The sequence below is a fragment of the Brevibacterium salitolerans genome (assembly GCF_039531405.1).
Taxonomy (GTDB): Bacteria; Actinomycetota; Actinomycetes; order Actinomycetales; family Brevibacteriaceae; genus Brevibacterium; species Brevibacterium salitolerans.
The window spans coordinates 185,369-208,703 of record NZ_BAAAPZ010000002.1 but is presented as its reverse complement, the minus strand read 5'-3'; the positions used below and the strand labels follow the sequence as shown (position 1 = coordinate 208,703).

The window sequence follows — 23,335 nt, the reverse complement described above, 5'->3', positions numbered from 1 at the left end:
ACAAGCTGTAGACAAACGGCCCTGTCCCGCGCGGGCATGCGTCCCGCGGGCGTTCCCGAGGCGGGCGCACGGGGGTCTTCCCGTCTCCCCCGGACGCCGCGGTCGGAGTCATCGCCGGCGTCACCACCGGCGTCACCACCGGAGTCACCACCGGCGTCACCGCGCCTCCGGGTCCGCGTAGGGGATCCGCGCGCGGGCCACGGTGAGCACGTCGAGCAGCGAGGTCGCGATGACGGCGGCGACGATCGTGAGGAAGGCCGTCGTCCCGTGCAGCCACGGCGCTCCCGCGAGCCGGGAGATCAGGATCATGAAGAGGAACGCCTTGAAGAGGAAGCCGATCCCGAGCGCCCCGGCCAGCATCTGCATGGAGAGGTTGCGCCCCAGATAGACGACGACGAAGGACACGAGCAGGAAGACCGCGGCGATCCCGCCGCCCACGAGCCCGCCGTAGAGTCCCTCGCGCCCCACGAACAGCCAGCCGGCACCGCCCCCCAGAACGAGGATGGCGAGGACGAGGAGGGAGCCGCGGACGAGGAGGGAGCGGTAGACCCGCCGCCAGGCGGCCTGGACCTCCGTCTCCCCTGCGTGCGGCTGTCCGCCCGTCTCCGAGGGATCGCTGTGCGGGTTCATGCCTTCTCCTTTGCGGCCAGGCGACGGCCCAGCGGGTAGAACGTGAGTCCGAGGGTGATGAGGACGAGCGCTCCGAGCACCGGCAGCACGTGCGAGGCGCGGAACATGAGGAACGAGACGGAGCCGAATGCGAAGATCGCCGTCCAGAGGTAGAGCAGGAGCACGGCGCGGGCGTGCGAGTGCCCCAGCCGCAGCATCCGGTGGTGGAGGTGCTTGGCGTCCGCGGAGAACGGCGACTTCCCGGCGAGCATCCGCCGCAGCACCGCCAGCCCCAGGTCCAGCAGCGGCAGCGCCATCACCGCCACCGGCAGGATGATGGGCATCGCCGCGGCGAAGGCGCGCTCCTGCGTGAGGAGCGCGGGATCCACCTGTCCCGTCACACGGATGGTGGAGGCGGCGAGCAGGAGGCCGATGAGCATGGAGCCGGAGTCGCCCATGAAGATCCGCGCCGGGTTGAAGTTGTGCGGCAGGAAGCCGATGCATGCGCCCACCAGCACCGCGACGATGAGCGAGGCGAGGTTCGCGTAGCTGTCCGGCGTCGCGTCGACGGCGAGGCCGTAGCTGTAGACGAAGAAGGCCGCCCCGCCGATCGACACCACTCCGGCGGCGAGGCCGTCGAGGCCGTCGACGAAGTTCACGGCGTTGATGGAGATGAGCACGACCAGGACCGTGAGCGCCACGGACATCCGCGGCGAGCCGATGATCACCCCGCCCAGCGGGATCGACAGGAGGCTCACGCCCATGAGGGCCATGAATCCGGCGGCCAGCGCCTGCCCCGCGAGCTTGGTCGACCAGTGGAGGTCCCAGATGTCGTCGACGACGCCCAGCAGGCAGAGCAGCGCGGCCGCCCCCGCGATGCCGATCACCGGACCGGGTTCGTCGAACACCCGGGCGAGGAACGGGGTCTGCGAGGCCAGCAGGAGCCCGCCCATCACGCCGGCGAACATCGCGACGCCGCCCAGGCGGGGCGTGGGCACGGAGTGCACGTCCCGCTCGCGCAGCGGCGAGAAGATGAGGCCCCGCTCCGCGATCCTCCTGACCATGGGGGTGAGCAGGTAGGAGATGAGCGCGGAGACGAGGAGGACGAAGAGGTAGGCGCGCACTCAGCCGTCCAGCGGTGCGATCTCCGGCACGACGGCCTGGAGCGCGACGGCGGTGAGCGGACCGTCCCGGAGGATGCGGGGCGGCTCCACCGTCATGTCCACGATGGTCGAGGAGCCCTGGCCGCTGCGCGGTCCCGCGTCGAGGTAGACGGAGACCTTCTCCCCCAGCATCGCCTCGGCCTCCTCGATGGTCTCCGCGGCGGGGTCCCCGTGCGTGTTGGCGCTGGAGACCGCCAGCGGACCCGTCTCCGCCAGCAGCGCGAGCGCGTCCGGGTCGTCGGGCATGCGCAGCGCCACGGTGCCCTGTGCGTCGCCGAGGTCCCAGTCCAGCATGGGCTGGGAATGGCAGATCAGGGTGAGGGGGCCGGGCCAGAACGCCTCCGTGAGGGCGGTGGTCCGCGGATCCACCCTGTCCGCGAGCGCCATGACGACACTCGGATCCTTGACGAGGACGGGCGGCGGGAACTCGCGTCCCCTGCCCTTGGCCTCGAGCAGGGCGGCCACGGCACGAGGGCTGAAGGCGTCCGCCCCGATCCCGTACACCGTGTCCGTGGGGATGACGATCAGCTCGCCGTCCCGGACGACCCGCGAGGTCGTCTCGAGGATCAGCTCGCGCACCTGCTCGTTGCGGATGTCGAAGGTCCGTGACATCGGATGCGGCTCTCTTCCCATGAGTGAGGCGGCTGCGCGGGTCTAGGCCCGGCGCACAGCCAGGGTGAATCGATCTCGCCCAGTGTAGTCCGGGCGCGTGCACGGGTCCGCGAAGCCCGCTTCCAGCATGAGGGTCCTCACGCCCTCACCCTGGACGTCCGCATGCTCCATGACGAGGATCCCGCCGGGCGCCAGGACCGCGGCCGAGGCCGTGATCACGCGGAACGGGACCTCCAGCCCGTCCTCTCCCCCGCCCCAGAGAGCGGCTGCGGGGTCGTGGACGACCGCCTCGGGCGCGGTGGTGGTGCCGTCGCTGAGGACGTAGGGAGGATTGGAGACGACGAGGTGCGGCGGTCCGCCCAGCGTGCGTGCGCAGATCCCGGCCACGTCCTCGGCGTCCCCGGCGTCACCGGCCTCCACGAGGAACACGGAGCCTGCGGCCTCCAGCTCCCCCGCGGTCGCGGCGACGCTGCGGCGCGCCCAGGCCAGGGCGGTGGCCTCGCGTTCGACACCCACGGCGCGGGTGCCCGGCCGCTCCGCCGCGAGCGCGAGTCCCAGAGCGCCGGAGCCGGTGCACAGGTCGAGGACCCGGGCGGGCTCGCCCGCCGGGAGCAGCTCGGCCAGTGCGGCGAGAGCGGCCTCGGCGACGAGCTCGGTCTCCGGCCGCGGCACGAACACCCCCGGGCCCACCGGCAGCGTGAGGGTGCGGAAGTGCGCCGTGCCGGTGAGGTGCTGCAGCGGCACGCGGGCGCGCCTGCGCTCCACGAGGCCGGCGAAGGCCGCGTGCACCGGTCCGGGCACCTCCTCGTCGAACAGCCGCGCCCGCCGCACCCGCTGCTCCGGCACGGACCAGGCGTGTGCGAGGAGGGTCAGCGCGTCCGGTCCGGGCGAGTCGATCCCGGCACGGGCCAGGAGGGCCTCCGCGTCCCGCAGCAGGGCCGGCGCGCGTCCGGCCTCCGTCACCCGATCCCCTCGAGGCGCTCGGCGCGCTCCGCGGCCGTGAGCGAGGCGATGACCTCGTCGAGCCTGCCGTCGAGCACCTGGTCGAGGTTGTGGGCCTTGTACCCGGTGCGGTGGTCCGTCACCCGGTTCTCCGGGAAGTTGTAGGTGCGGATGCGCTCGGAGCGGTCCACCGTGCGCACCTGGGACCTGCGCTGCGCGGACTCCGCGGCCGCGGCCTCCTCCGCCCGGGCGGCGAGGATCCGGGCACGCAGCATGCGCAGCGCCGCCTCCTTGTTCTGCAGCTGCGACTTCTCGTTCTGGCAGCTCGCCGTGATGCCCGTGGGCAGGTGCGTCACGCGCACGGCGGAGTCCGTCGTGTTCACGGACTGCCCGCCGGGGCCCGAGGAGCGGAAGACGTCGATGCGGAGATCCGCATCGCTGAGCTCGACCTCTTCCGGGGCGTCCGCCTCCGGGAAGACCAGCACGCCCACGGCCGAGGTGTGGATCCTCCCCTGCGACTCCGTCACCGGCACGCGCTGGACGCGGTGGACACCGCCCTCGAACTTCGTGAGTCCGTAGACGCCGCCCGAGGACGACTTGAGCGCCAGGGTCATCTCCTTGACCCCGCCCAGCTCGGAGCGGTTCTCGTCGAGGATCTCGGCGACCCAGCCCCGCGCCGCCGCCCACCGCGTGTACATCCGCGCGAGGTCGCCGGCGAAGAGCGCGGACTCCTCGCCGCCCTCCCCCGCGCGGATCTCGAGGAGCGCATCGCGCCCGTCGTCCGGATCCCGCGGCACGAGGAGCTCACGCAGCTCGTCCACGAGAGCGGGGCGCTCGGTCTCCGCCTGCGCGCACAGCTGCGCGTACTCCTCGGCGAAGTCCGGATCCTCCGCGAGCTCGCGCCCTGCGGCGAGGTCCTCGTCCAGCGCCCGGAGCCGCGCCCACACGCGAGCGACCCGGTCGAGCTCCGCATAGCGCCTGGTCAGCGCGCGGGCCCGGCCGGGGCTGGCATGGACGGCGGGGTCGGCGAGCTCCTGCTCGACGCGCGCGTGCTCGTCGAGCAGGGAGCGCACGCTGGCCTGCAGTGCAGCGAGGTCGTCCTCCGCCACGCCCGCCGACCCCGTGCTCAGTGCTCGTCCGCGGCCGACTTGGGCAGCGGGGTCGTCTTGTGCACCTGCATGAGGAACTCCGCGTTGGAGCCGGTCTCCTTGAGCTTGTCCAGCAGCAGCTCGACGGCCTGCTGCTGCTCCAGTCCGGAGAGCAGGCGGCGCAGCTGCCACATGACCTTGCGCTCCTCCGGCCGCATGAGGTTCTCCTCGCGGCGGGTGCTCGAGCTGTTGACGTCCACGGCGGGGAAGATGCGCTTGTCCGCCAGCTGACGAGACAGCCGCAGCTCCATGTTGCCGGTGCCCTTGAACTCCTCGAAGATGACCTCGTCCATCTTGGAGCCGGTCTCCACGAGCGCCGTGGCGAGGATGGTGAGCGAACCGCCGCCCTCGATGTTGCGCGCCGCGCCGAAGAACTTCTTGGGTGGGTAGAGCGCGTTCGCGTCCACACCGCCGGAGAGGATGCGGCCGCTCGCGGGCTGCGCGATGTTGTAGGCGCGGCCCAGGCGGGTGAGGTTGTCCAGCAGCACCACGACGTCCTGGCCCATCTCCACGAGGCGCTTGGCGCGCTCGATCGCGAGCTCCGCGATCGTCGTGTGGTCGTCGGCCGGGCGGTCGAAGGTCGAGGCGATGACCTCGCCCTTCACCGCGCGCTGCATGTCGGTGACCTCCTCGGGGCGCTCGTCCACGAGGACGACCATGAGGTGGACCTCAGGGTTGTTCTCCGTGATCGCGTTGGCGATCTGCTGCATGATCGTCGTCTTGCCGGCCTTGGGCGGGGCGACGATGAGGCCGCGCTGTCCCTTGCCGATGGGGCTGACGAGATCGATCATCCGCGTGGCGATCGTCTTCGACGTGGTCTCCAGCCGCAGGCGCTCCTGCGGGTACAGCGGGGTGAGCTTCGAGAACTCCACGCGCCGCTTGGCGTCCTCGATGCTGAGGCCGTTGACGGAGTCGAGGCGGACGAGGGCGTCGAACTTCTCGCGCTTGCCCTGGCGCTCGCCGTCGCGCGGCTTGCGGATGGCACCGGTGACGGCGTCGCCCTTGCGCAGGCCGTTCTTCTTCACGAGACCCGCGGAGACGTAGACGTCGTTGGGGCCGGAGAGGTAGCCGGAGGTGCGCAGGAAGGCGTAGTTGTCGTGGACGTCGAGGATGCCTCCCACCGGGATGAGGACGTCGTCGGGACGCAGCTGGTCGTCGCCGCGGCCCCGGCGGTTCCGGTCGCCGCGATCGCGGTCGCGACCACGGCCGCGCCGCTCGTTCCGGTCGCCGCGGTCGTTGCGCTCGTTCCTCTCGGAACGGTCGTTCCGGCCGCCCCGCTCGTTCCTGTCCGAGCGGTCTCCCCGCTCGTTCCGGTCGCTCTTCTCGCCGCGGTCCGCGCGGTTCTGCTCGCGGCTGTCCCTGCCGCCCTGGCCGTCGCGGTCGCCGCGGCGACGACGGCTGCGGCGACCCTCGCCGCGCTCGTCCTCGGAGTCTGCGGGACGCTCGGTCTGCTCGGCGGACTCCGCCGTCGTCGCGGGCTCGGCCGTCTTCACGGATTCTGCCTCGGGCGCGTCCTTCACGGGCTCGGCGGCAGCCTTCACGGCCGCCTCCGCCGCGGGAGCCTCGGCACCCTGCTCGCGGGTGGGCTCCGCGGCAGGCTCTGCGGGCCTCTCCGCACGGGCAGGTCGCGAACCGCGGCCGGAGCCGCGGCGACCTGCTGCAGAGGCTTCGGCCTGCGAGCCCTCGGTCTGCGGGGTCTCGGAGGCAGCAGCCGGCTTCTCCGCGGGAGCACCGCTGCCCTGGGACTGGATGGCCTCGATCAGGTCGCTCTTCCGCATCCTGCGGTAGCCCTTGATCCCCAGACCGGACGCCATCTCCTGCAGCTGCGGCAGGCGGAGCGCGGTCAGGCTTCCCGAACGCGCTGCATTGTCGTTCGTGGTGGTTTCGGTCACGAAGGTTCCTTCTCCCTCGTTCGGCTGTGCGCGGCTTGCCACGCAGTGAAGCGCTCAGGGGGCACAGCGGCGGATGGCATCGATCGGATGCTCATGGAAGTCGCAGGAACGGTCAGAGCCGAGTGCGACTGGGATGTCTCCGCACAGCTGAAGACGCTGACACCGTGTCTTCGCGGCAAAGCATCGCGGCGAAGGCGGTGACTGCAGAAGAACTGACTGCAGGCGGAACACCCTCATGGTACATGCCGCCGGGCGCTGGGCGAAATCCGCGCCCGGCGGCACAGCTCACGCAGCCGTGCCCCTGAGGAGCAGCGTCGACGCCCCCGATTCCGCCAGCGGAGCGGCGATCACGGCGGCGTCGTCGCCGGAGAGGACGGTCCGCACGCGCGCCTCCAGGCCCGCGCCCGTGCCCAGCACCGCGACGGTGGGGCCGGCGCCGGAGACGACGGCGGCGAGGCCGGACTCCCGGAGCGCATCGATCCGCTCGAGCGAGCCCACCATCGCCGGACGCCTGTACTCCTGGTGCAGCCGGTCGCGCGTGGCCTCGAACAGGAGGGAGGGATCGTGGCAGACGGCGTGCACGAAGAGACCGGCGATGGCCGAGTTGGCCGCTGCGTCGGCATGCGGCACCCGGGCCGGCAGCAGCTCCCGGGCGACCCCGGTGTCCAGCCGGGCGTGCGGCACCACGACGACGGCGCGCACGTCCGCGTGCACCGGCAGCGAGATGGACTGTGCGCGCTCCGGCTCCGGGTACCAGCTCACCGTCACGCCGCCGAACAGGGCGGGGGCCGCATTGTCCGGATGCCCCTCGAAGTGCGTCGCCCAGGCGAGCTTCTCCCCGGGCGTGGGCTCCGGCAGGCCGGCGGCGACGGAGACCGCGTCCGCGATGGAGATGCCCGCGACCACGGCGGCGGCAGAGGAACCCAGCCCGCGGGAGTGCGGAATGCGGTTCTCGCACTCGAGCACGAGCCGCTCTCCCCCTGCGACCTCGCGCGCGGCCAGCACCTGGGAGGCGACACGGAGGATGAGGTGCGAGGCGTCACTGGGCACCTCGCCCTCCCCCTCGCCCGTCACTGTCACCCGCCGTGCCGGGTCCACCGACTCACCGGCGATCGCGGCGCGGACGGTGTCGTGCATCGCCAGAGCCATGCCGAACGAGTCATAGCCCGCCCCCAGGTTCGCCGAGGTGGCCGGGACGGCGATCTCCGCGGAGAAGCCCTGAGGCGCCGTGTGCCGGCTCATGCGTCCTCGAGCCCCAGGGCCCGGGCCGCGCTCACGGCGTCGACGGGAACGCGGACCGGCGTCGTGTCCCCGCCGTCCGCGGACTTCAGCGCCCACTGCGGATCCTTGAGGCCGTGGCCGGTGACGGTGACGGTGACGAGCGATCCCGCGGGGACCAGTCCGGCCTCGGCGGCCTTGAGCAGGCCCGCGACCGAGGCGGCGGAGCCCGGCTCCACGAAGATGCCCTCCGTGGAGGACAGGAGGCGGTGCGCGGCGAGGATCTCCGCATCCGTCACGGAGTCGATGAGGCCGCCGGACTCGTCACGGGCCGCCTCGGCCTGCTCCCAGGAGGCGGGATTGCCGATCCGGATGGCGGTGGCGACGGTCTCCGGCTCGTCCACGGGGTGCCCGAGGACGATGGGGGCCGCGCCGGCCGCCTGGAAGCCGAACATCTTCGGCACGGACCCCGCGAGCCCGAGCTCCCGGTACTCGCGGAAGCCCTTCCAGTAGGCCGTGATGTTGCCGGCGTTGCCCACCGGCAGCACGTGGATGTCCGGCGCCGCCCCCAGGGCGTCGACGATCTCGAACGCCGCGGTCTTCTGGCCCTCGATCCGGTCAGGATTCACCGAGTTCACGAGGTGGACGGGGTAGGCCTCGGACAGCTTGCGGCACAGCGTCAGGCAGTCGTCGAAGTTGCCGTCGACCTCCAGCAGCGTCGCGCCGTGGGCCACGGCCTGGCTCATCTTGCCCATCGCGATCTTGCCGGCGGGGACCAGCACGGCGCTCGTGATGCCCGCCTTCGTCGCGTACGCGGCGGCGGAGGCCGAGGTGTTGCCCGTCGAGGCGCAGATGACGGCCTTGGCCCCGGCCGCCTTCGCCTTGGTGATCGCCATCGTCATGCCGCGGTCCTTGAAGGACGCGGTGGGGTTCATGCCCTCGTACTTCACGTGGACCTCCGCGCCCACGCGTGCGGACAGCCCCTCCGCCCGGATGAGCGGGGTCCCGCCCTCCCCCAGGGTGACGGCCGGGGTGTCCGGTCCCACGTCGAGGAGCTCCCGGTACTCCTCGACGACTCCTGCCCACTGATGACGATGTGCTGGTGCCATTGGCTTGCGTTCCTCTTTCCTCATGGATCCTTGCGACCGGCCCTGGCGGGTGCCGCTCAGCTGCCTTCGATCCGGAGCACGGACCTCACGGAGGCGACCGCGTCGAGTGCTGCGAGCGTCTCCACGGTGGCGGCGAGGGCGGACTCCTTCGCGGTGTGGGTGGCGATGACGAGCTTGGCGCGGGGGACGCCGTCCTCGGCGGTCTCCAGCTGCGTCTGCGAGGCGAGCTCCACGGAGACGCCCTCCGCCGCGAGCACCTCCGCGACGGTGAGGAGCACGCCGGGCCGGTCCGCGACCTCGAGCGTGATCTGGTAGCGGGTGTCGACGGCGGAGATGGGCAGCACGCGGCTCCCGCCCCGCACCTGCGCGGCCGCCTGGCCGCGTCCTCCCAGCACGCGGCGGCGCGCCACGGAGACCACGTCGCCCAGCACGGCCGAGGAGGTGGGGGCGCCGCCGGCGCCCTGGCCGTAGAACATGAGGGAGCCCGCCGCGTCAGCCTCGACGAAGACGGCGTTGTAGGCGCCGGAGACGCTGGCCAGCGGGTGCTCGCGGCTCACGAGCGCCGGGTAGACGCGTGCGGACACGCCGGCGTCCTCGCCCTCGAGGCGCTCGCAGATCGCGAGCAGCTTGATGGTGAAGCCCTGGGCCTGAGCCGTGGCGATCATGTCCGCGCTCACACCGGTGATGCCCTCCACGTGGACGTCGTCGATGGAGACCGGCACCTGGAAGGCCAGGGAGGCGATGATCGCCGCCTTCGCCGCCGCGTCCAGTCCCTCGATGTCCGCCGTGGGATCGGCCTCGGCGTACCCGAGCTCCTGCGCCGTGCGCAGGGCGTGGGCGAAGTCCCAGCCCTCCCGCGCCATCTGGTCGAGGATGTAGTTCGTGGTGCCGTTGACGATGCCCATGACGCGGGTGACCCGGTCGCCGGCCAGCGAGTCGTTGAGCGGGCGCACGATGGGGATGGCACCGGCCACCGCGGCCTCGAACTCCAGCCTGACGGCGGACTCGTCAGCGGCCGCGAGCAGCTCCGGGAAGCTCTGCGCGAGCAGTGCCTTGTTCGCCGTCACGACGCTGGAGCCGCGTGCCAGCGCGGAGAGAATGAGCGAGCGGGCGGGCTCGATGCCGCCCATCAGCTCCACGACGATGTCCGCGTCCGCGAGAGCGGCCTCGGCGTCGTCCGTGAGCAGCTCGCGGGGGATCCCCGGCCTCTCCTTCCCCAGGTCGCGGACGACCACGTTCCGCAGCTCCAGCGGAGCGCCCACGCGCTCCGCGAGCGCTTCCGCGTCCTCGAGGAGGGTGCGGGCGACCTCGCTGCCGACGACGCCTCCGCCCAGCAGTGCAATGGTCAGCTTCTCCATCTTCGTCCCTTCAGCGATCGCGATCTCCTTGGCCGTGCGCGCCGCAGCGGGCGCGGGCACGGCCGCGGCCGGCTCAGGCGAGCGGACCGCAGTCCCGTGCGAACAGGTCGTCGAGCGTCTCCGGACGCACCATCCACTCCACGGCGGACTCGCGCACGGCGAGCACCCCCGGCCTCGGCGCCATGTTGTAGTTCGAGGACAGCGGCTGGCAGTACGCACCGGTGCCCGGAACCGCCACCAGGTCGCCGGGAGCCACGTCCGCCGGCAGGTACTCGTCGCGGACGACGATGTCACCGCTCTCGCAGTGCCTGCCCACCACGCGGACCACTGCGGGGGCCGCGTCGGAGGTGCGGGAGGCGAGCGTGCACGAGTAGTCCGCGTCGTACAGGGCCGTGCGGACGTTGTCGCTCATGCCGCCGTCCACGGACACGTAGGTGCGCACGCCGTGGTCGGTCTCCACGGGCTTGACGGTGCCCACGCGGTAGAGCGTGCACATCGCCGGACCGATGAGGGAGCGACCGGGTTCGAAGGAGAGCACGGGAAGGGGGTCCCCGGCGTCCGCGCACTCCTTGGCGACGGCGTCCGCGAGCTTCTCCGCCATCTCCGGCAGCGGCGGGGGCGTGTCCTGCGAGGTGTAGCGCATGCCGAGGCCGCCGCCCAGGTCCAGTTCCTCGAGCTCCACGCCGTGACGCCTGCGGAGCTGGGCGCGGAGCGCCACGATCCTGCGGGCGGCGACCTCGAAGCCGGAGGCGTCGAAGATCTGGGAGCCGATGTGGCTGTGCAGGCCGATGAGGTCGAGGTGGTCCGCGGCGATGACCCTGGCGGCGGCCTCTGCGGCCGCGCCGGACTGCAGGGAGAGGCCGAACTTCTGGTCCTCGTGCGCCGTCGCGATGAAGTCGTGGGTGTGGGCCTCGACGCCCGCGGTGACGCGGATCATCACCCGTGCGCGCACGCCCAGCCGGGCCGCAGCCGCCTCGAGCCGGTCGATCTCCTGCAGGGAGTCGACGACGATCCGGCCGATCCCCCACTGCAGGGCCAGCTCGATCTCCTCGTCGGACTTGCTGTTGCCGTGGAGGCCCACCAGCTGCGGATCCACGCCGGCGCGGCGGGCGAGCAGCAGCTCACCGAGCGAGCAGGTGTCGATGCCCAGCCCCTCCGCCGCCGCCATCTGCGCGACGGCGACGGTGAGGAAGGCCTTGCCGGCGTAGTACGTGCGCGAGGACGTGCCCACCCGCTCGAAGGCGGCTGCGAACGCACCGACCGCCTCGCGGGCGCGGGCACGGAAGTCCTCGACGTCGAACAGGTAGAGCGGGCTGCCGTATTCGCGGGCGAGATCGGTGACCCGGTGGCCGGCGATCGTGAGCACGCCCTGCGCGTCCTTGGCCGCATGCGCGGACCACAGGCTGGGCATGAGGGCGTTGACGTCCTCCGGGAAGGGTAGCCAGACCGGCGAGGGCCCGGCGTGCATGACGCCGGAGATGTGTGCGGGCATGCGCGCCTCCCCTACATCCGCTCGGGCGCGGAGACGCCCAGGAGGTGGAGGCCGTTGGCCAGCACCTGGGCCGTGGCGCGGTTGAGCACGAGGCGCGAGGAGTGGACGGCGCCGATCTCCTCGTCCGCCCGCGGGGTCACCCGGCAGGCGTCGTACCACTTGTGGAAGAGGCCCGCGAGGGATTCGAGGTAGCGGGCGATGCGGTGCGGCTCGCGCAGCTCCGCGGCCTGGGCGACCACGCGCGGGAAGTCCGCGAGGGCGGCGAGCAGTGCCGACTCCGTCTCGTCCGTGAGCGTCGTCGCGTCGAAGCCGGTGGGATCGATGCCGGCCTCGACGGCCTTCCGATCCACGCCCCGGGACCGGGCGTGCGCGTACTGGACGTAGTGGACGGGGTTGTCGTTGCTGGCCGAGCGCAGGACCTCCGGGTCCAGGGTGAGCGGCGAGTCCGCGGGGATGCGCGCCAGCGAGTAGCGGAGGGCGTCGCGGCCCAGCCACTGCACGAGATCGCGGAGCTCGATGATGTTGCCGGCGCGCTTGGACAGCTTGGCGCCGTTGACCTTGATGAGCTGGCCGATGAGGATCTCGATGTTGTGCTCAGGGTCGTCGCCCGCCGCGGCGGCGATCGCCTTGAGCCGGTTCACGTAGCCGTGGTGGTCCGCGCCCAGCAGGTAGACCTTCTCGTCGAAGCCGCGGTCCTTCTTGTCCAGGTAGTAGGCGGCATCCGCGGCGAAGTAGGTGGGAGCGCCGTCCTTCCTGATGAGGACGCGATCCTTGTCGTCGCCGAACTCCGTGGTGCGCAGCCAGACGGCACCCTCGGAGTCGAAGACGTGGCCCTGCTCGCGCAGGCGCGCCACGGAGGACTCCAGCGCGCCGGAGTCGTGGAGGGTCTTCTCGGAGAACCACACGTCGAAGTGGACGTCGAACTCCGCGAGCGTGTCCTTGATGTCCTGCAGCTGGATCGCGTAGGCGCGGGACAGCACCTCCTCGCGGATGGTGTCCTCGCAGGCGTCCGCGAGCGCCGGCTGCTCCTGGGCGATCCGGTCTGCGATGTCCTGGATGTAGGCGCCCGGGTAGCCGCCTTCGGGCACCTCACGGCCCTTCATCCGGGCGAGCACCGAGTCCGCGAAGACGAGCATCTGCGAGCCGGCGTCGTTGATGTAGTACTCGCTGGTGACCTGCGCCCCGGCGAAGGCGAGGACGCGGGCGATCGCATCGCCCAGCGCGGCCCAGCGGGTGTGGCCGAGGTGGAGCGGTCCGGTGGGGTTGGCGGAGACGAACTCCATGTTGACGACGTGCCCGGCCAGCGCCTCGCCGCGCCCGTAGTCGCTGCCTGCGGCCACGATCTCCGCCGCCAGCGCCCCGGCGGCGCCGGCGGAGAGGGTGATGTTGAGGAAGCCGGGCCCGGCCACCTCACAGGACTCGATGCCGTCCACGTCCGTGAGGATCGCAGCCAGCCCCTGCGCGAGATCGCGCGGGGCGAGCCCGGCCTTCTTCGCCGTCTGCAGCGCCACGTTGGTGGCCCAGTCGCCGTGGTCGCGGTTCTTGGGACGTTCGACGACGAGCTTGGCGGGCACCTCGATCCCCGTGCCGGTCTGCGTGCTGTATTCCTCAAGTGCGCGGGCGATGGTAGCCCTGAGTTCTTCCGGAGTCACCCGCACAGGATAGTGGGTGGACGGTGCGCGCGGACAATCGGTCTCACGGGAGGCCTCGAACCCGCAGTTCACGGCAAGATGCATGACGAAGGCCCCTCACCTGTTCTCCCAGGTGAGGGGCCTTCCGTGGTGCCCGCGACAGGATTCGAACCTACGACCTTCTGCTCCGGAGGCAGACGCTCTATCCACTGAGCTACGCGGGCTTACCGGTGCAACTCTAGCACCGCCGGCTTCCGCCGTCATATCCGCACCCGCCCGGATGCGGTGGCATATCTCACATACGGCCCTCAGTGGCCCTTGATCGTCTCGCGCGCCGGGACGTACTCCCAGTGCCAGGGCTCGTACTTGCTGGACTTCGCCCAGTCCGGGTTCTCCCAGCCGAAGTCGCCGGCGTTCTCCACCAGCCAGTTCCAGGGGCCGGACTCGCTCTCGACACCGCCGCCGAGGTCGAGGGCGATGCCCCAGCCGTGGAGCGAGGTGCCGGGGCGGGCGGAGAGGCCGGGCTTGCGGCCGGCCACGGAGATCTGCCCCTCGAGGCTCCGGTAGGAGTCCGTGATGGAGAACTCCTTGCCGGTGTCAGCCTTGTAGGCGGCATTCATCTTCGCGAACGCCACCGCCGCGTCCGCGCGGAGCTGGTGCTTGCCGATCCCCAGGTCGCACAGCCACTCCTCGGGCAGCTGCCCGTTGCTCACGTTCGCGTCCCAGTCGTGCTCCGCTGAGCAGCCAGGAAGGACCGTCTTGGTGATGGAGCGCCCCGCGGCCTCCGCCTTCCCGCCTTCGGCACTGGGAACGGAGCCCGAGGCCGTGCTGCCCACCGCGACGTCCGCCTCCGCGACGTCCGCGCTCACGGACTCCGCGTCCAGAGCGGTCAGGCGGGGAGCGTCCTCGGCCGGAGCCTCTGCGGCCTGCGCCTGCCCGGTGCCGTTGCCGGCCACGAGCACGGCGGCGATCGCCACACCCGCCGCGGACACGGAGGTCAGCGCGGAGACCGTCGCCGCACGGCGGCGGCGCATGGAGCGGACGACGGAGCCGTCCGAACCGCGGAAGGCAACCGTGCCGGCGTTCACCTGGTCCGTCGCCTGCGCGGAGGCGGGCGCCTCCGTCACGGTGCGGAACGTCCGCCGCGTCTCACGGCGGGTGCGTCCCTCCGCCTCGCGGCGGGCACGACGGCTGGTGAACACCTGTTCAGCGGTTCCCTCGGCCATTCACTCACTCCAAAGCTCTCGACAGTGTGCGACCCCGCCCTGCTGAGCGGGGTCTCCGTCCATCTGTCACAACACTATAACGACAACGTTACAAAGACGTCCAGTTGATATATCCGATGCCACATCCCGTGACGTGCACCATGAACGGCGTGCACCACGAACGGCATGCGTCACGAGCGCTGCGGCCGGAGGAGAGCCCTCCGGCCGCAGCGACAGCGCAGCTGCTCCGCCTCAGCGGAGGCCTCGGGCACGGTGCCGCTGCATGGCATCGTCCACCTCGCCCACGAGCTCCTCGAGCACGTCCTCGAGGAAGACCACGCCCACGGCCTCCCCCGCCGCGTCGAGCACCCGCGCCACGTGGCTGCCCGCACTGCGCATCTCGTCGAGTGCGTCCTCGATCTCCGCGTCCGCGGCGACCGAGGTCATGGAGCGGAAGCGCTTGGACTGCACCGGAGCACGGTAGTCCGCCTCGTTGTCCGCGTAGAGGAGGTCCTTGATGTGGAGATAGGAGCGCGGAGTGCCGGCGGAGTCCGTGACGATGTACCGCGAGTACCCCGTCCGGCCCACCAGTCCCTCGACCTCCTCCGGGGTGGCCTGCTCCGAGACCGTGACGAGATCCGCCCGGGGGACCATGGCCTCGGCCACCGACTTGTCCGAGAACTCCAGGGCGCCCTTGAGCAGCCCCGACTCGTCGCGCAGCAGTCCCTCACGCTGGGACTCGACGACGATCGACTGCACCTCCTCGACGGTGTACGCCGCATTGACCTCGTCCCTGGGGGTGACGCCGAGCAGCCGCAGCACGCCGTTCGCGAAGGAGTTGAGCGGCCGGATCACGAAGCCGAAGACCCGGGCGAGAAACACCAGCGGGGGCGCCAGCATCATCGCGGCCTGCCGGGACAGTGCGATGGCGATGTTCTTGGGGATCATCTCCCCCACCACCACGTGGAGGTAGGTCACGGCGGCCAGCGCCAGGACGAAGGAGATGACATCGGAGAGACCGGCCGGGATGCCGAGACCGCTGAGAGGACCCACCAGCAGATGGTGGATCGCGGGTTCCGCGACATTGCCCAGCAGCAGCGAGCAGACGGTGATGCCGAGCTGGCAGATCGCCAGCATGACCGAGACGTGGCTCATGGCGTACAGCGTGGTCTGCGCGCGCTTGGAGCCCCCGTCCGCATACGGCTCGATCTGCGAGCGCTTGGCGGAGACGATGCCGAACTCCGCCGCGACGAAGAACGCGTTGCCCAGCAGCAGCACCACGAGCCAGACGAGACCCATCCAGTCACTCATGCGCGCTCACCTCCCCCGGAGTCGCGACGACGAGGTCCGGGATGAGCCGCAGCCTCTCCACCCGGCGCATGTGCATGCGCTCGACGACCAGCCGGGCGGATTCGAGTCGCACCTCGTCCCCCTCCTGCGGCACGCGCCCGAGGCGGAGCATGACGAATCCGGCGATCGTCTCGTACTCGGAGTCCTCCGGGATCTCGATCCCGACCGCCGCCGCCACCTCGTCCGGGCGCAGCCGCCCGGGGACGATCCACGAGCCGTCGCGCGCGGGGCGCACCATGACGCGCATGCGATCGTGCTCGTCGGCCACCTCGCCCACCAGCTCCTCGACCGCGTCCTCGAGGGTCGCCACACCAGCGGTGCCGCCGTACTCGTCGACGACGACCACCATCTGCGTGGAGCGCGCGCGCAGACGCAGCAGCAGGCGGTCGAGCGGCAGCGTCTCCGGCACCTGCTGCACCTCGGTCATGAGGCCGCCGGCATAGGCGTCCTCACGGTTGTCCAGCGGCACGGACATGGCGGACTTGATGTGCACGACGCCCACGACGTCATCGCGGTTCTCGCCGATCACGGGGAATCGCGAGTAGCCGGTCCTGCGGGCGATCTCGACGATGTCCGCCGCGGTCGCATCCCGGGCGACGGAGACCATCCGGGTGCGCGGGGTCATGACGTCCTCCGCGGTGCGTGCGGAGAAGCTGAGCGTCCGCTCGAGAAGATCCGCGGTCTGCTCGGCCATGGTCCCCTCCTCCGCGGAGTGGCGCACGAGGGCGGTGAGCTCCTCCGGCGAGCGACCGGCCGAGCCCTCCTCCTGCGGCTCGATGCCCATGGACACCAGAGCGCGGTTGGCGGTGCCGTTGAGCACGGCGATCACCGGCTTGAACGCCACGGAGAACGCATACTGCAGTGGCACCGCGATCTGCGCGGCGTGCAGGGGCGAGGAGATCGCGAGGTTCTTGGGCACGAGCTCCCCGATGACCATCGAGAGGATCGTGGACACCAGCAGCGCGAGTCCCAGGGACACGGGCGCGGCCGCGGACTCCGGCACGCCCAGCGCGGTGAACACCGGTGTGAGCAGGGCGCCCAGCGACGGCTCCATGAGGTAGCCGGTGAGCAGAGTGGTGATCGTGATGCCCACCTGCGCCGCTGACAGCTGGGTGGACAGGTGGGTGGTGGCCTTCTGGATGGTGCCCGCGAACCGCGAGCCGTCGGCCACCGCCTTCTCGACGGTGTGCTTGTCGAGGGTGAGGAGGGCGAACTCGGCGGCGACGAAGACGCCGGTGCCTCCGATGAGGACGAGGGCGAGGCAGAGGAGGAGCCACTCCATCTCAGGCGCTCACCTCGCGGCGGCGGAGGATTCTCCGCCGGGGACGGGGCGGCGCAGCGGGTGCGGTGTGCACCGGCCGCGCGACGGGACGGAAGGAGAACGTGGGGGTGCCGGCTTCACGCCGGCACGGACTGTCACTCGTCATGGAGACATCCTACCGAGGAAGGCGGGGCGAGGGCGTCTCTGCACCGTCCCCGCCCCGCCTTCACGTGGATCTCTCAGCCTCCGCTCCGGACGGAGGCCTCACCAGCCGCTCTGGACCGGCCTGCCCTCTTCGTAGCCGGCCGCGGACTGCACGCCCGCCACCGCGCGGGCGTGGAACTCCTCGAGCGTCCGCGCTCCGGCGTAGGTGCAGGACGAACGCACACCGGAGGTGATCTGGTCGAGCAGGTCCTCCACCCCGGGCCGCTGCGGGTCCACCGGCATGCGCCCGGAGGAGATCCCCTCCTCGAAGAGGCCCTTGCGCGCGCGTTCGAAGGCGGACTCCTCCGACTGCGTGCGGGCCGCGACCGCCCGTGCGCTGGCCATGCCGAAGCTCTCCTTGTACTGCCGGCCGCTCGCGTCCGTGAGCAGGTCGCCGGGGCTCTCGAAGGTGCCGGCGAACCAGGAGCCGATCATCACCTGCGAGGCGCCCGCGGCCAGGGCCAGGGCGACATCGCGCGGGTAGCGCACCCCGCCGTCCGCCCACACGTGCGCGCCCAGCTCGCGGGCACGTGCGGAGGCATCCAGGACCGCCGAGAACTGCGGCCTGCCCACGGCCGTCATCATGCGGGTGGTGCACATCGCGCCCGGGCCCACCCCCACCTTCACGATGTCGGCCCCCGCCTCGACGAGGTCCTCCACGCCCTCGGCGGTCACCACGTTGCCGGCCACGAGCGGCACGCCCAGGCCGGCGGCGCGCACCTGACGCAGGACCTCGATCATCTTCTCCTGGTGTCCGTGCGCCGTGTCCATGACGAGGACGTCCGCCCCCGCGGCGACGAGCGCCTCCGCGCGGCCCGCCGCGTCGCCGTTGACCCCCACCGCCGCCGCGATGCGCAGCCTGCCCTCGCCGTCGAGCGCGGGGCTGTAGACCGAGGCCCGCAGGAGGGACTGCGGTGTGAGTACACCCGCGAGCTCTCCGGAGTCCACCACCGGGACGAACGCGGAGCGGGAGGCGACGAAGTCGTCGTAGAGCGCGGAGAGCGCGGCCCGCGTGGGGCGGGCGTGGGCCAGGGCGTCGAGCTCGAGGGTGCGCGAGGACGAGTCCAGCAGCCGTGAGAGCGGGGTGAAGCGGTCGACGGACTCCAGCGAGTCCGCGGACACGACTCCCAGCACGCGGCGCTCGGCGTCCGTGACCACCACGTGCCCGTGCGAGCGCTTGCGCACCAGGTGCAGGGCCTCGAGCGCGGTGTCGTCCGGTCCCAGACGCACCGGGGTCTCCAGCACCGGATGGCGCTCCTTGACCCAGCGGATCGTCGCCGCGGCGGCGTCGAGGGGGATGTCCTGCGGGAGGACGGCCAGACCTCCCCGGCGCGCCAGCGTCTCCGCCATGCGCCGGCCGGAGACGGCGGTCATGTTGGCGGCGACGAGGGGAATGGTCGTGCCGGTCCCGTCCGCGGTCTCGAGCGACACGTCGAAGCGGCTGGCCGCCTGCGAACGGGAGGGGACGAGAAACACGTCCGAGTAGGTGAGGTCCGTCTCGGGACGGCCGGTGATGAATCGCATACGACCATTGTGAACCATCCTCGTGCAGCCGCACCCAACGCGGATACACTGGCCGCACTGGGATATCTCCATACGAGGAAGAGGGCGAACAACCCCGTGTCTACGAGCACCCCCGCGACCACTGCGTCCGACTTCGGTTCGAACGAGTGGCTGGTTGAGGAAATGTACGAGCAGTACAAGGCCGACAGGAACTCCGTCGACAAGTCCTGGTGGCCTGTCTTCCAGGAGTTCGAGCGGAACGGAGGTGCCGTGGGCGCCGCGAAGACCGCTCCGGCGCAGTCGGCCGCTCCCGCGCAGACCGCCGAGCCCGCCAAGGCGCCGGCGCGGACAGCCGCCGCAGCCACCGACTCCCCCAAGGGCGTGACCCCCTCCGTCGCGGAGTCGGAGACGACCAAGGCAGAGAGCAAGTCCGCCGGGGCGAACAACCTCCCGGAGAAGCCCCAGGCGCAGCAGGAGGACGTCGAGGACGTCGTCACCAAGCTGCGCGGGCCCGCCAAGCTCATCGCCAAGAACATGGACGACTCGCTCACGCTGCCCACCGCCACCTCCGTGCGGGCGCTGCCGGCGAAGGCGCTGATCGACAACCGCATCGTCGTCAACTCCCACCTCCGCCGCACCCGCGGGGGCAAGGTCTCCTTCACCCACATCATCGGCTTCGCCGTGGTGCGCGCGCTGCGGGAGATCCCCAGCCAGAACGTCTACTACGACGTCCGCGACGGCAAGCCGGTGATGGTCCAGCCCGGCCACGTGAACCTCGGCATCGCCATCGACGTCCCCAAGAAGGACGGCACCCGCAGCCTCCTCGTGCCGAACATCAAGAAGGCGGAGACGCTGACCTTCAAGCAGTTCGTCGACGCCTACGACGACCTCGTGGCACGCGGCCGCGACGGCAAGCTCACGGCGGCGGACTTCGCCGGCACCACCGTCTCGCTCACCAACCCCGGCGGGATCGGCACCGTCCACTCCATGCCCCGTCTCACGGTGGGCCAGGGCTGCATCGTCGGCGTGGGTGCGCTGGACTACCCCGCGGAGTTCCAGGGCGCGAGCCAGGAGACCCTCAACAAGCTGGCGGTCTCGAAGGTCCTCACCCTCACCTCCACCTACGACCACCGCGTGATCCAGGGAGCCGGCTCCGGGGAGTTCCTCAAGCAGGTCCACGGTCTGCTCCTGGGCGAGGACGGCTTCTACGACGAGATCTTCGCGTCCCTGCGCCTGCCCTACGAGCCGGTGCGCTGGGTGCCGGACGTCTCCGCCGACGACTACGACGTGGTGAACAAGACCGCGCGCGTCATCGAGCTCATCGACGCCTACCGCTCCCGCGGCCACCTCATGGCCAACATCGACCCGCTCGTCTACCGCCAGCGCTCCCACCCGGACCTGGACATCAACACGCACGGCCTCACCCTCTGGGACCTCGAGCGCGAGTTCCCCACCGGCGGCTTCGGCGGCAAGCGCATGATGCCCCTGCGGGACATCCTCGGGCTCCTGCGCGACTCCTACTGCCGCACGACCGGCATCGAGTACATGCACATCGCGGACCCGGAGCAGCGCCGCTGGTTCCAGTCGAAGCTGGAGGTCCCGCACGAGGACCTCACCCGCGACGAGCAGGGCCACATCCTGGGCCGGCTCAACGCCGCGGAGGCCTTCGAGACCTTCCTGCAGACCAAGTACATCGGGCAGAAGCGCTTCTCGCTGGAGGGCGGCGAGTCCACCATCGTCCTCCTCGACGAGATCCTCAACCAGGCCGCGGACTCCGGCATGGACGAGGTCACCATCGGCATGGCCCACCGCGGCCGCCTCAACGTCCTCACGAACATCGCCGGCAAGTCCTACGGCCAGGTGTTCCAGGAGTTCGACGGCTCCCTCTCCCCGGCGAACGTGCAGGGCTCCGGCGACGTGAAGTACCACCTCGGCACCGAGGGCTCCTTCACGTCCCCCAACGGCAACACGACCAAGGTCTACGTCGCCGCCAACCCCAGCCACCTGGAGACGGTGGACCCGGTCCTCGAAGGCATCACCCGCGCCAAGCAGGACGTCATCGACCCGGACCAGACGGCCTTCACCGTGCTCCCCGTGCTGGTCCACGGCGATGCCGCCTTCGCGGGTCAGGGCGTCGTGGCGGAGACCCTCCACCTCTCCGAGCTGCGCGGCTACCGCACCGGCGGCACCATCCACCTCGTCATCAACAACCAGGTGGGCTTCACGACCTCCCCGGCCTCGGCCCGCTCCTCGTTCTACTCGACGGACGTCGCGAAGATCATCGGCGCTCCCGTCCTCCACGTGAACGGCGACGACCCCGAGGCCGTCTACCGCGCCGCCCAGCTCGCCTTCGAGTACCGTGAGGCCTTCAACCGCGACATCGTCATCGACCTCGTGTGCTACCGCCGCCGCGGCCACAACGAGGGCGACGACCCCTCGATGACGCAGCCCATCATGTACTCCCTCATCGACCAGAAGTCCACGGTCCGCCGCATCTACACGGAATCGCTCGTGGGCAGGAAGTGCATGACCGCGGACGAGGCGCAGGAGGCGCTCGCGGACTTCCAGCAGAAGCTGGAGACCGCCTTCGCGGAGACCCGCGAGGCGGAGAAGTCGGAGAACCGTCCGTCCGCGTTCGGCATCGATCAGAACTCGCGTCAGATCGAGGGCTACACCGCACCGGAGACCGCCGTGAGCACCGATGTGCTGGAGCGGATCGGCGATGCCTTCATGGACATCCCGGAGGGCTTCACCGTCCACAAGAAGCTGCGCAGCCTGCTGGAGAAGCGCCGGGAGATGACGCGTTCGGGCGGCATCGACTGGGGCTTCGCGGAGCAGCTCGCATTCGGTTCGCTCCTGCTCGAGGGCGTGCCGGTGCGTATGTCCGGCCAGGACGTCCGCCGCGGCACCTTCACCCAGCGCCAGGCCGTGTTCGTCGACTACGAGAACGGCAACGAGTGGACCCCCCTCGCCAATCTCTCCGAGGACCAGGGCCGCTTCTGGATCTACAACTCGCTGCTGAGCGAGTACGCCGCGATGGGCTTCGAGTACGGCTACGCGGTGGAGAGGCCGGAGGCCCTCGTCCTCTGGGAGGCGCAGTTCGGCGACTTCGCCCAGGGCGCGCAGTCCGTCATCGACGAGTTCATCTCCGCGTCCGAGCAGAAGTGGCAGCAGACCTCCGGTGTGGTGCTCCTGCTCCCCCACGGCTTCGAGGGCCAGGGTCCGGACCACTCCTCGGCGCGCATCGAGCGGTTCATGCAGCTCGCGGCGGAGGACAACATGACGGTCGCCAACCCGGCGGACGGCGCGTCCTACTTCCACCTCCTGCGCCGCCACGCGCACGCCGGTGTGAAGCGTCCGCTCGTCGTGTTCACCCCCAAGTCGATGCTCCGCCTCAAGGCCGCCTCGACGTCCGTGGAGCAGTTCACCAGCGGCAGCTTCCAGCCGGTCATCGCGGACACCGCGGTGGAGCCCGCGAAGACCAAGCGCGTGGTCATGGTCTCCGGCAAGCTCTACTGGGACCTCCTCGCCAAGCGCAGCAAGCTCGAGGACACCGAGACCGCGCTCGTCCGCTTCGAGCAGCTCTACCCGCTCGACGAGCACTCGATCGAGCAGGCGCTGGGCGCCTACGGTCCGGACGTCGAGTTCGTCTGGGCTCAGGAGGAGCCGGAGAACCAGGGCGCATGGCCCTTCATGGCGCTCAACCTGCCCGCAGTGCTGGGCGGCCGTGAGCTCCGCGTCATTGCCCGTGCGGCCTCGGCCTCCCCGGCCACCGGTCTCAAGCACGTGCACGACGCCGAGCAGGCCGATCTCGTCGAGCAGGTCTTCGCTCGGTGATCGCCAAGCGCAGGCAGACCATCGTCGTGGTCGGCGACCAGCTGGTCGCCGGCCACGGCGATGGGCGTGGAATGGGCTGGGTGGGCCGCGTCGCCGCACGCACCTATCCCTCCGCCCCGGAGGCGGACTTCCACGCCCTGGCCGTCGCCGGGGAAGACACCACCGGGCTGTCCGAGCGCTGCATGACGGAGGCCTGCCGCCGGTTCTCCGACGACACGGAGAACCGCCTGGTGCTGGGTCTGGGCGCGGCGGACGCGGACACCGGCATCTCGGTGGCTCGCGCGCGCCTCAACATCGCGAACGTCCTCGACACGGCGCTCACGCAGGAGGTCTCCGCCTTCGTGGTGGGGCCCACCCCGGTGCGCGACGCCGACAGCAACCGCCGGCTCGCGGAGCTCAGCACCGGCTTCTCCGATGTCGCCCATCGCCGCGGCATCCCCTACGTGGACGCCTTCACCCCGTTGCGCTCCCACCCGGTGTGGCAGCGCGAACTCGCCGCCTCGCGCTCAGGCACACCGGCGCAGGAGGGCTACGGTCTCCTCGCCTGGCTCGTGCTCAATCGCGGGTGGTTCGAGTGGCTGGGCGTCCCGGACGTCCTCGGCGAGGACTGAGCCTGCGCGCTTTTGCCGCTCGTCTGCGGCTGTGGGAGAATCAACGGGTCTATCCGAAGGAGTGAACATGAGCAAGCGAGCACGCAAGCGCCGCGACCGCAAGAGGCGCGGCGCCAACCACGGCAAGCGTCCCAACACCTGACAGGCAGGGTGCCGGATCCCCTCCGGCACCCGCCTCGCACGAAGGCCC

Annotated in this window: 18 protein-coding genes and 1 tRNA gene; 3 read left to right on the top strand and 16 right to left on the bottom strand. The window is 71.1% G+C overall.

The features are described from left to right. Window positions 1-156: 156 nt before the first annotated feature. From ABD240_RS01855 to guaB1, 16 genes are all read right to left on the bottom strand, one after another. Window positions 157-630, bottom strand: a complete 474-nt coding sequence (locus ABD240_RS01855) for a Cg1360 family ATP-synthase-associated protein (protein WP_344334677.1) — start codon at window positions 628-630, stop codon at window positions 157-159. After that, a complete protein-coding gene (locus ABD240_RS01850) occupies window positions 627-1,733 on the bottom strand; it encodes an MraY family glycosyltransferase (protein ID WP_291799202.1) in 1,107 nt (368 codons plus the stop codon). The genes ABD240_RS01855 and ABD240_RS01850 overlap by 4 nt, the downstream gene beginning before the upstream one ends. Then, window positions 1,734-2,384 carry an L-threonylcarbamoyladenylate synthase gene (locus ABD240_RS01845; RefSeq protein ID WP_344334675.1) on the bottom strand — a complete coding sequence of 217 codons (651 nt, stop codon included), beginning with the start codon at window positions 2,382-2,384 and terminating at the stop codon, window positions 1,734-1,736. It lies immediately after the preceding gene. 42 nt (window positions 2,385-2,426) lie between these two features. Beyond that, complete coding sequence (locus tag ABD240_RS01840; protein WP_344334673.1) at window positions 2,427-3,347, bottom strand: N5-glutamine methyltransferase family protein; 921 nt, start codon at window positions 3,345-3,347, stop codon at window positions 2,427-2,429. Further along, on the bottom strand, window positions 3,344-4,435 hold the full coding sequence (gene prfA / locus ABD240_RS01835; RefSeq protein ID WP_291799212.1) for a peptide chain release factor 1: 1,092 nt from the start codon (window positions 4,433-4,435) through the stop codon (window positions 3,344-3,346). Before prfA ends, ABD240_RS01840 begins: the two co-directional genes overlap by 4 nt. 17 nt (window positions 4,436-4,452) lie before the next feature. After that, a complete protein-coding gene (gene rho / locus ABD240_RS01830; protein ID WP_344334670.1) occupies window positions 4,453-6,366 on the bottom strand; it encodes a transcription termination factor Rho in 1,914 nt (637 codons plus the stop codon). Window positions 6,367-6,651: 285 nt separating this feature from the next. Continuing rightward, window positions 6,652-7,608, bottom strand: coding sequence for a homoserine kinase (thrB, locus tag ABD240_RS01825; RefSeq protein WP_344334668.1), 957 nt, complete (start codon window positions 7,606-7,608; stop codon window positions 6,652-6,654). Continuing rightward, window positions 7,605-8,693 (bottom strand): threonine synthase, encoded by a 1,089-nt coding sequence (gene thrC / locus ABD240_RS01820; protein ID WP_344334666.1) that lies wholly within the window; start codon window positions 8,691-8,693, stop codon window positions 7,605-7,607. Before thrC ends, thrB begins: the two co-directional genes overlap by 4 nt. A gap of 56 nt (window positions 8,694-8,749) precedes the next feature. After that, entirely contained in the window at window positions 8,750-10,051 is a 1,302-nt protein-coding gene (locus ABD240_RS01815) for a homoserine dehydrogenase (RefSeq protein WP_344335592.1), read from the bottom strand. Between the two features lie 73 nt (window positions 10,052-10,124). Beyond that, a complete protein-coding gene (lysA, locus tag ABD240_RS01810) occupies window positions 10,125-11,543 on the bottom strand; it encodes a diaminopimelate decarboxylase (protein WP_344334664.1) in 1,419 nt (472 codons plus the stop codon). An 11-nt stretch (window positions 11,544-11,554) separates the two neighbouring features. After that, window positions 11,555-13,195 carry an arginine--tRNA ligase gene (gene argS / locus ABD240_RS01805; RefSeq protein ID WP_344334662.1) on the bottom strand — a complete coding sequence of 547 codons (1,641 nt, stop codon included), beginning with the start codon at window positions 13,193-13,195 and terminating at the stop codon, window positions 11,555-11,557. 127 nt (window positions 13,196-13,322) lie between these two features. Beyond that, window positions 13,323-13,398: transfer RNA gene (locus ABD240_RS01800), tRNA-Arg, on the bottom strand. Between the two features lie 84 nt (window positions 13,399-13,482). Beyond that, window positions 13,483-14,400 carry a M15 family metallopeptidase gene (locus ABD240_RS01795; RefSeq protein WP_291795880.1) on the bottom strand — a complete coding sequence of 306 codons (918 nt, stop codon included), beginning with the start codon at window positions 14,398-14,400 and terminating at the stop codon, window positions 13,483-13,485. Window positions 14,401-14,631: 231 nt separating this feature from the next. Further along, the gene (locus ABD240_RS01790) at window positions 14,632-15,690 is read right to left on the bottom strand and encodes a hemolysin family protein (protein WP_291795878.1); all 1,059 of its coding nucleotides are present in this window, start codon (window positions 15,688-15,690) and stop codon (window positions 14,632-14,634) included. Continuing rightward, window positions 15,683-17,011: a hemolysin family protein gene (locus tag ABD240_RS01785; RefSeq protein ID WP_291795876.1), complete on the bottom strand. Its 1,329-nt coding sequence runs from the start codon at window positions 17,009-17,011 to the stop codon at window positions 15,683-15,685. Before ABD240_RS01785 ends, ABD240_RS01790 begins: the two co-directional genes overlap by 8 nt. 243 nt (window positions 17,012-17,254) lie before the next feature. Further along, entirely contained in the window at window positions 17,255-18,718 is a 1,464-nt protein-coding gene (gene guaB1 / locus ABD240_RS01780; RefSeq protein ID WP_344334659.1) for a GMP reductase, read from the bottom strand. 96 nt (window positions 18,719-18,814) lie between these two features. Here guaB1 and ABD240_RS01775 point away from each other — a divergent pair, with 96 nt between their 5' ends. From ABD240_RS01775 to ABD240_RS17070, 3 genes are all read left to right on the top strand, one after another. Then, window positions 18,815-22,534, top strand: a complete 3,720-nt coding sequence (locus ABD240_RS01775) for a multifunctional oxoglutarate decarboxylase/oxoglutarate dehydrogenase thiamine pyrophosphate-binding subunit/dihydrolipoyllysine-residue succinyltransferase subunit (protein ID WP_344334657.1) — start codon at window positions 18,815-18,817, stop codon at window positions 22,532-22,534. Then, on the top strand, window positions 22,534-23,145 hold the full coding sequence (locus tag ABD240_RS01770) for a GDSL-type esterase/lipase family protein (protein ID WP_291794652.1): 612 nt from the start codon (window positions 22,534-22,536) through the stop codon (window positions 23,143-23,145). Before ABD240_RS01775 ends, ABD240_RS01770 begins: the two co-directional genes overlap by 1 nt. A gap of 67 nt (window positions 23,146-23,212) precedes the next feature. Continuing rightward, window positions 23,213-23,287: a 50S ribosomal protein bL37 gene (locus ABD240_RS17070; protein ID WP_425546990.1), complete on the top strand. Its 75-nt coding sequence runs from the start codon at window positions 23,213-23,215 to the stop codon at window positions 23,285-23,287. Window positions 23,288-23,335: the final 48 nt, after the last annotated feature.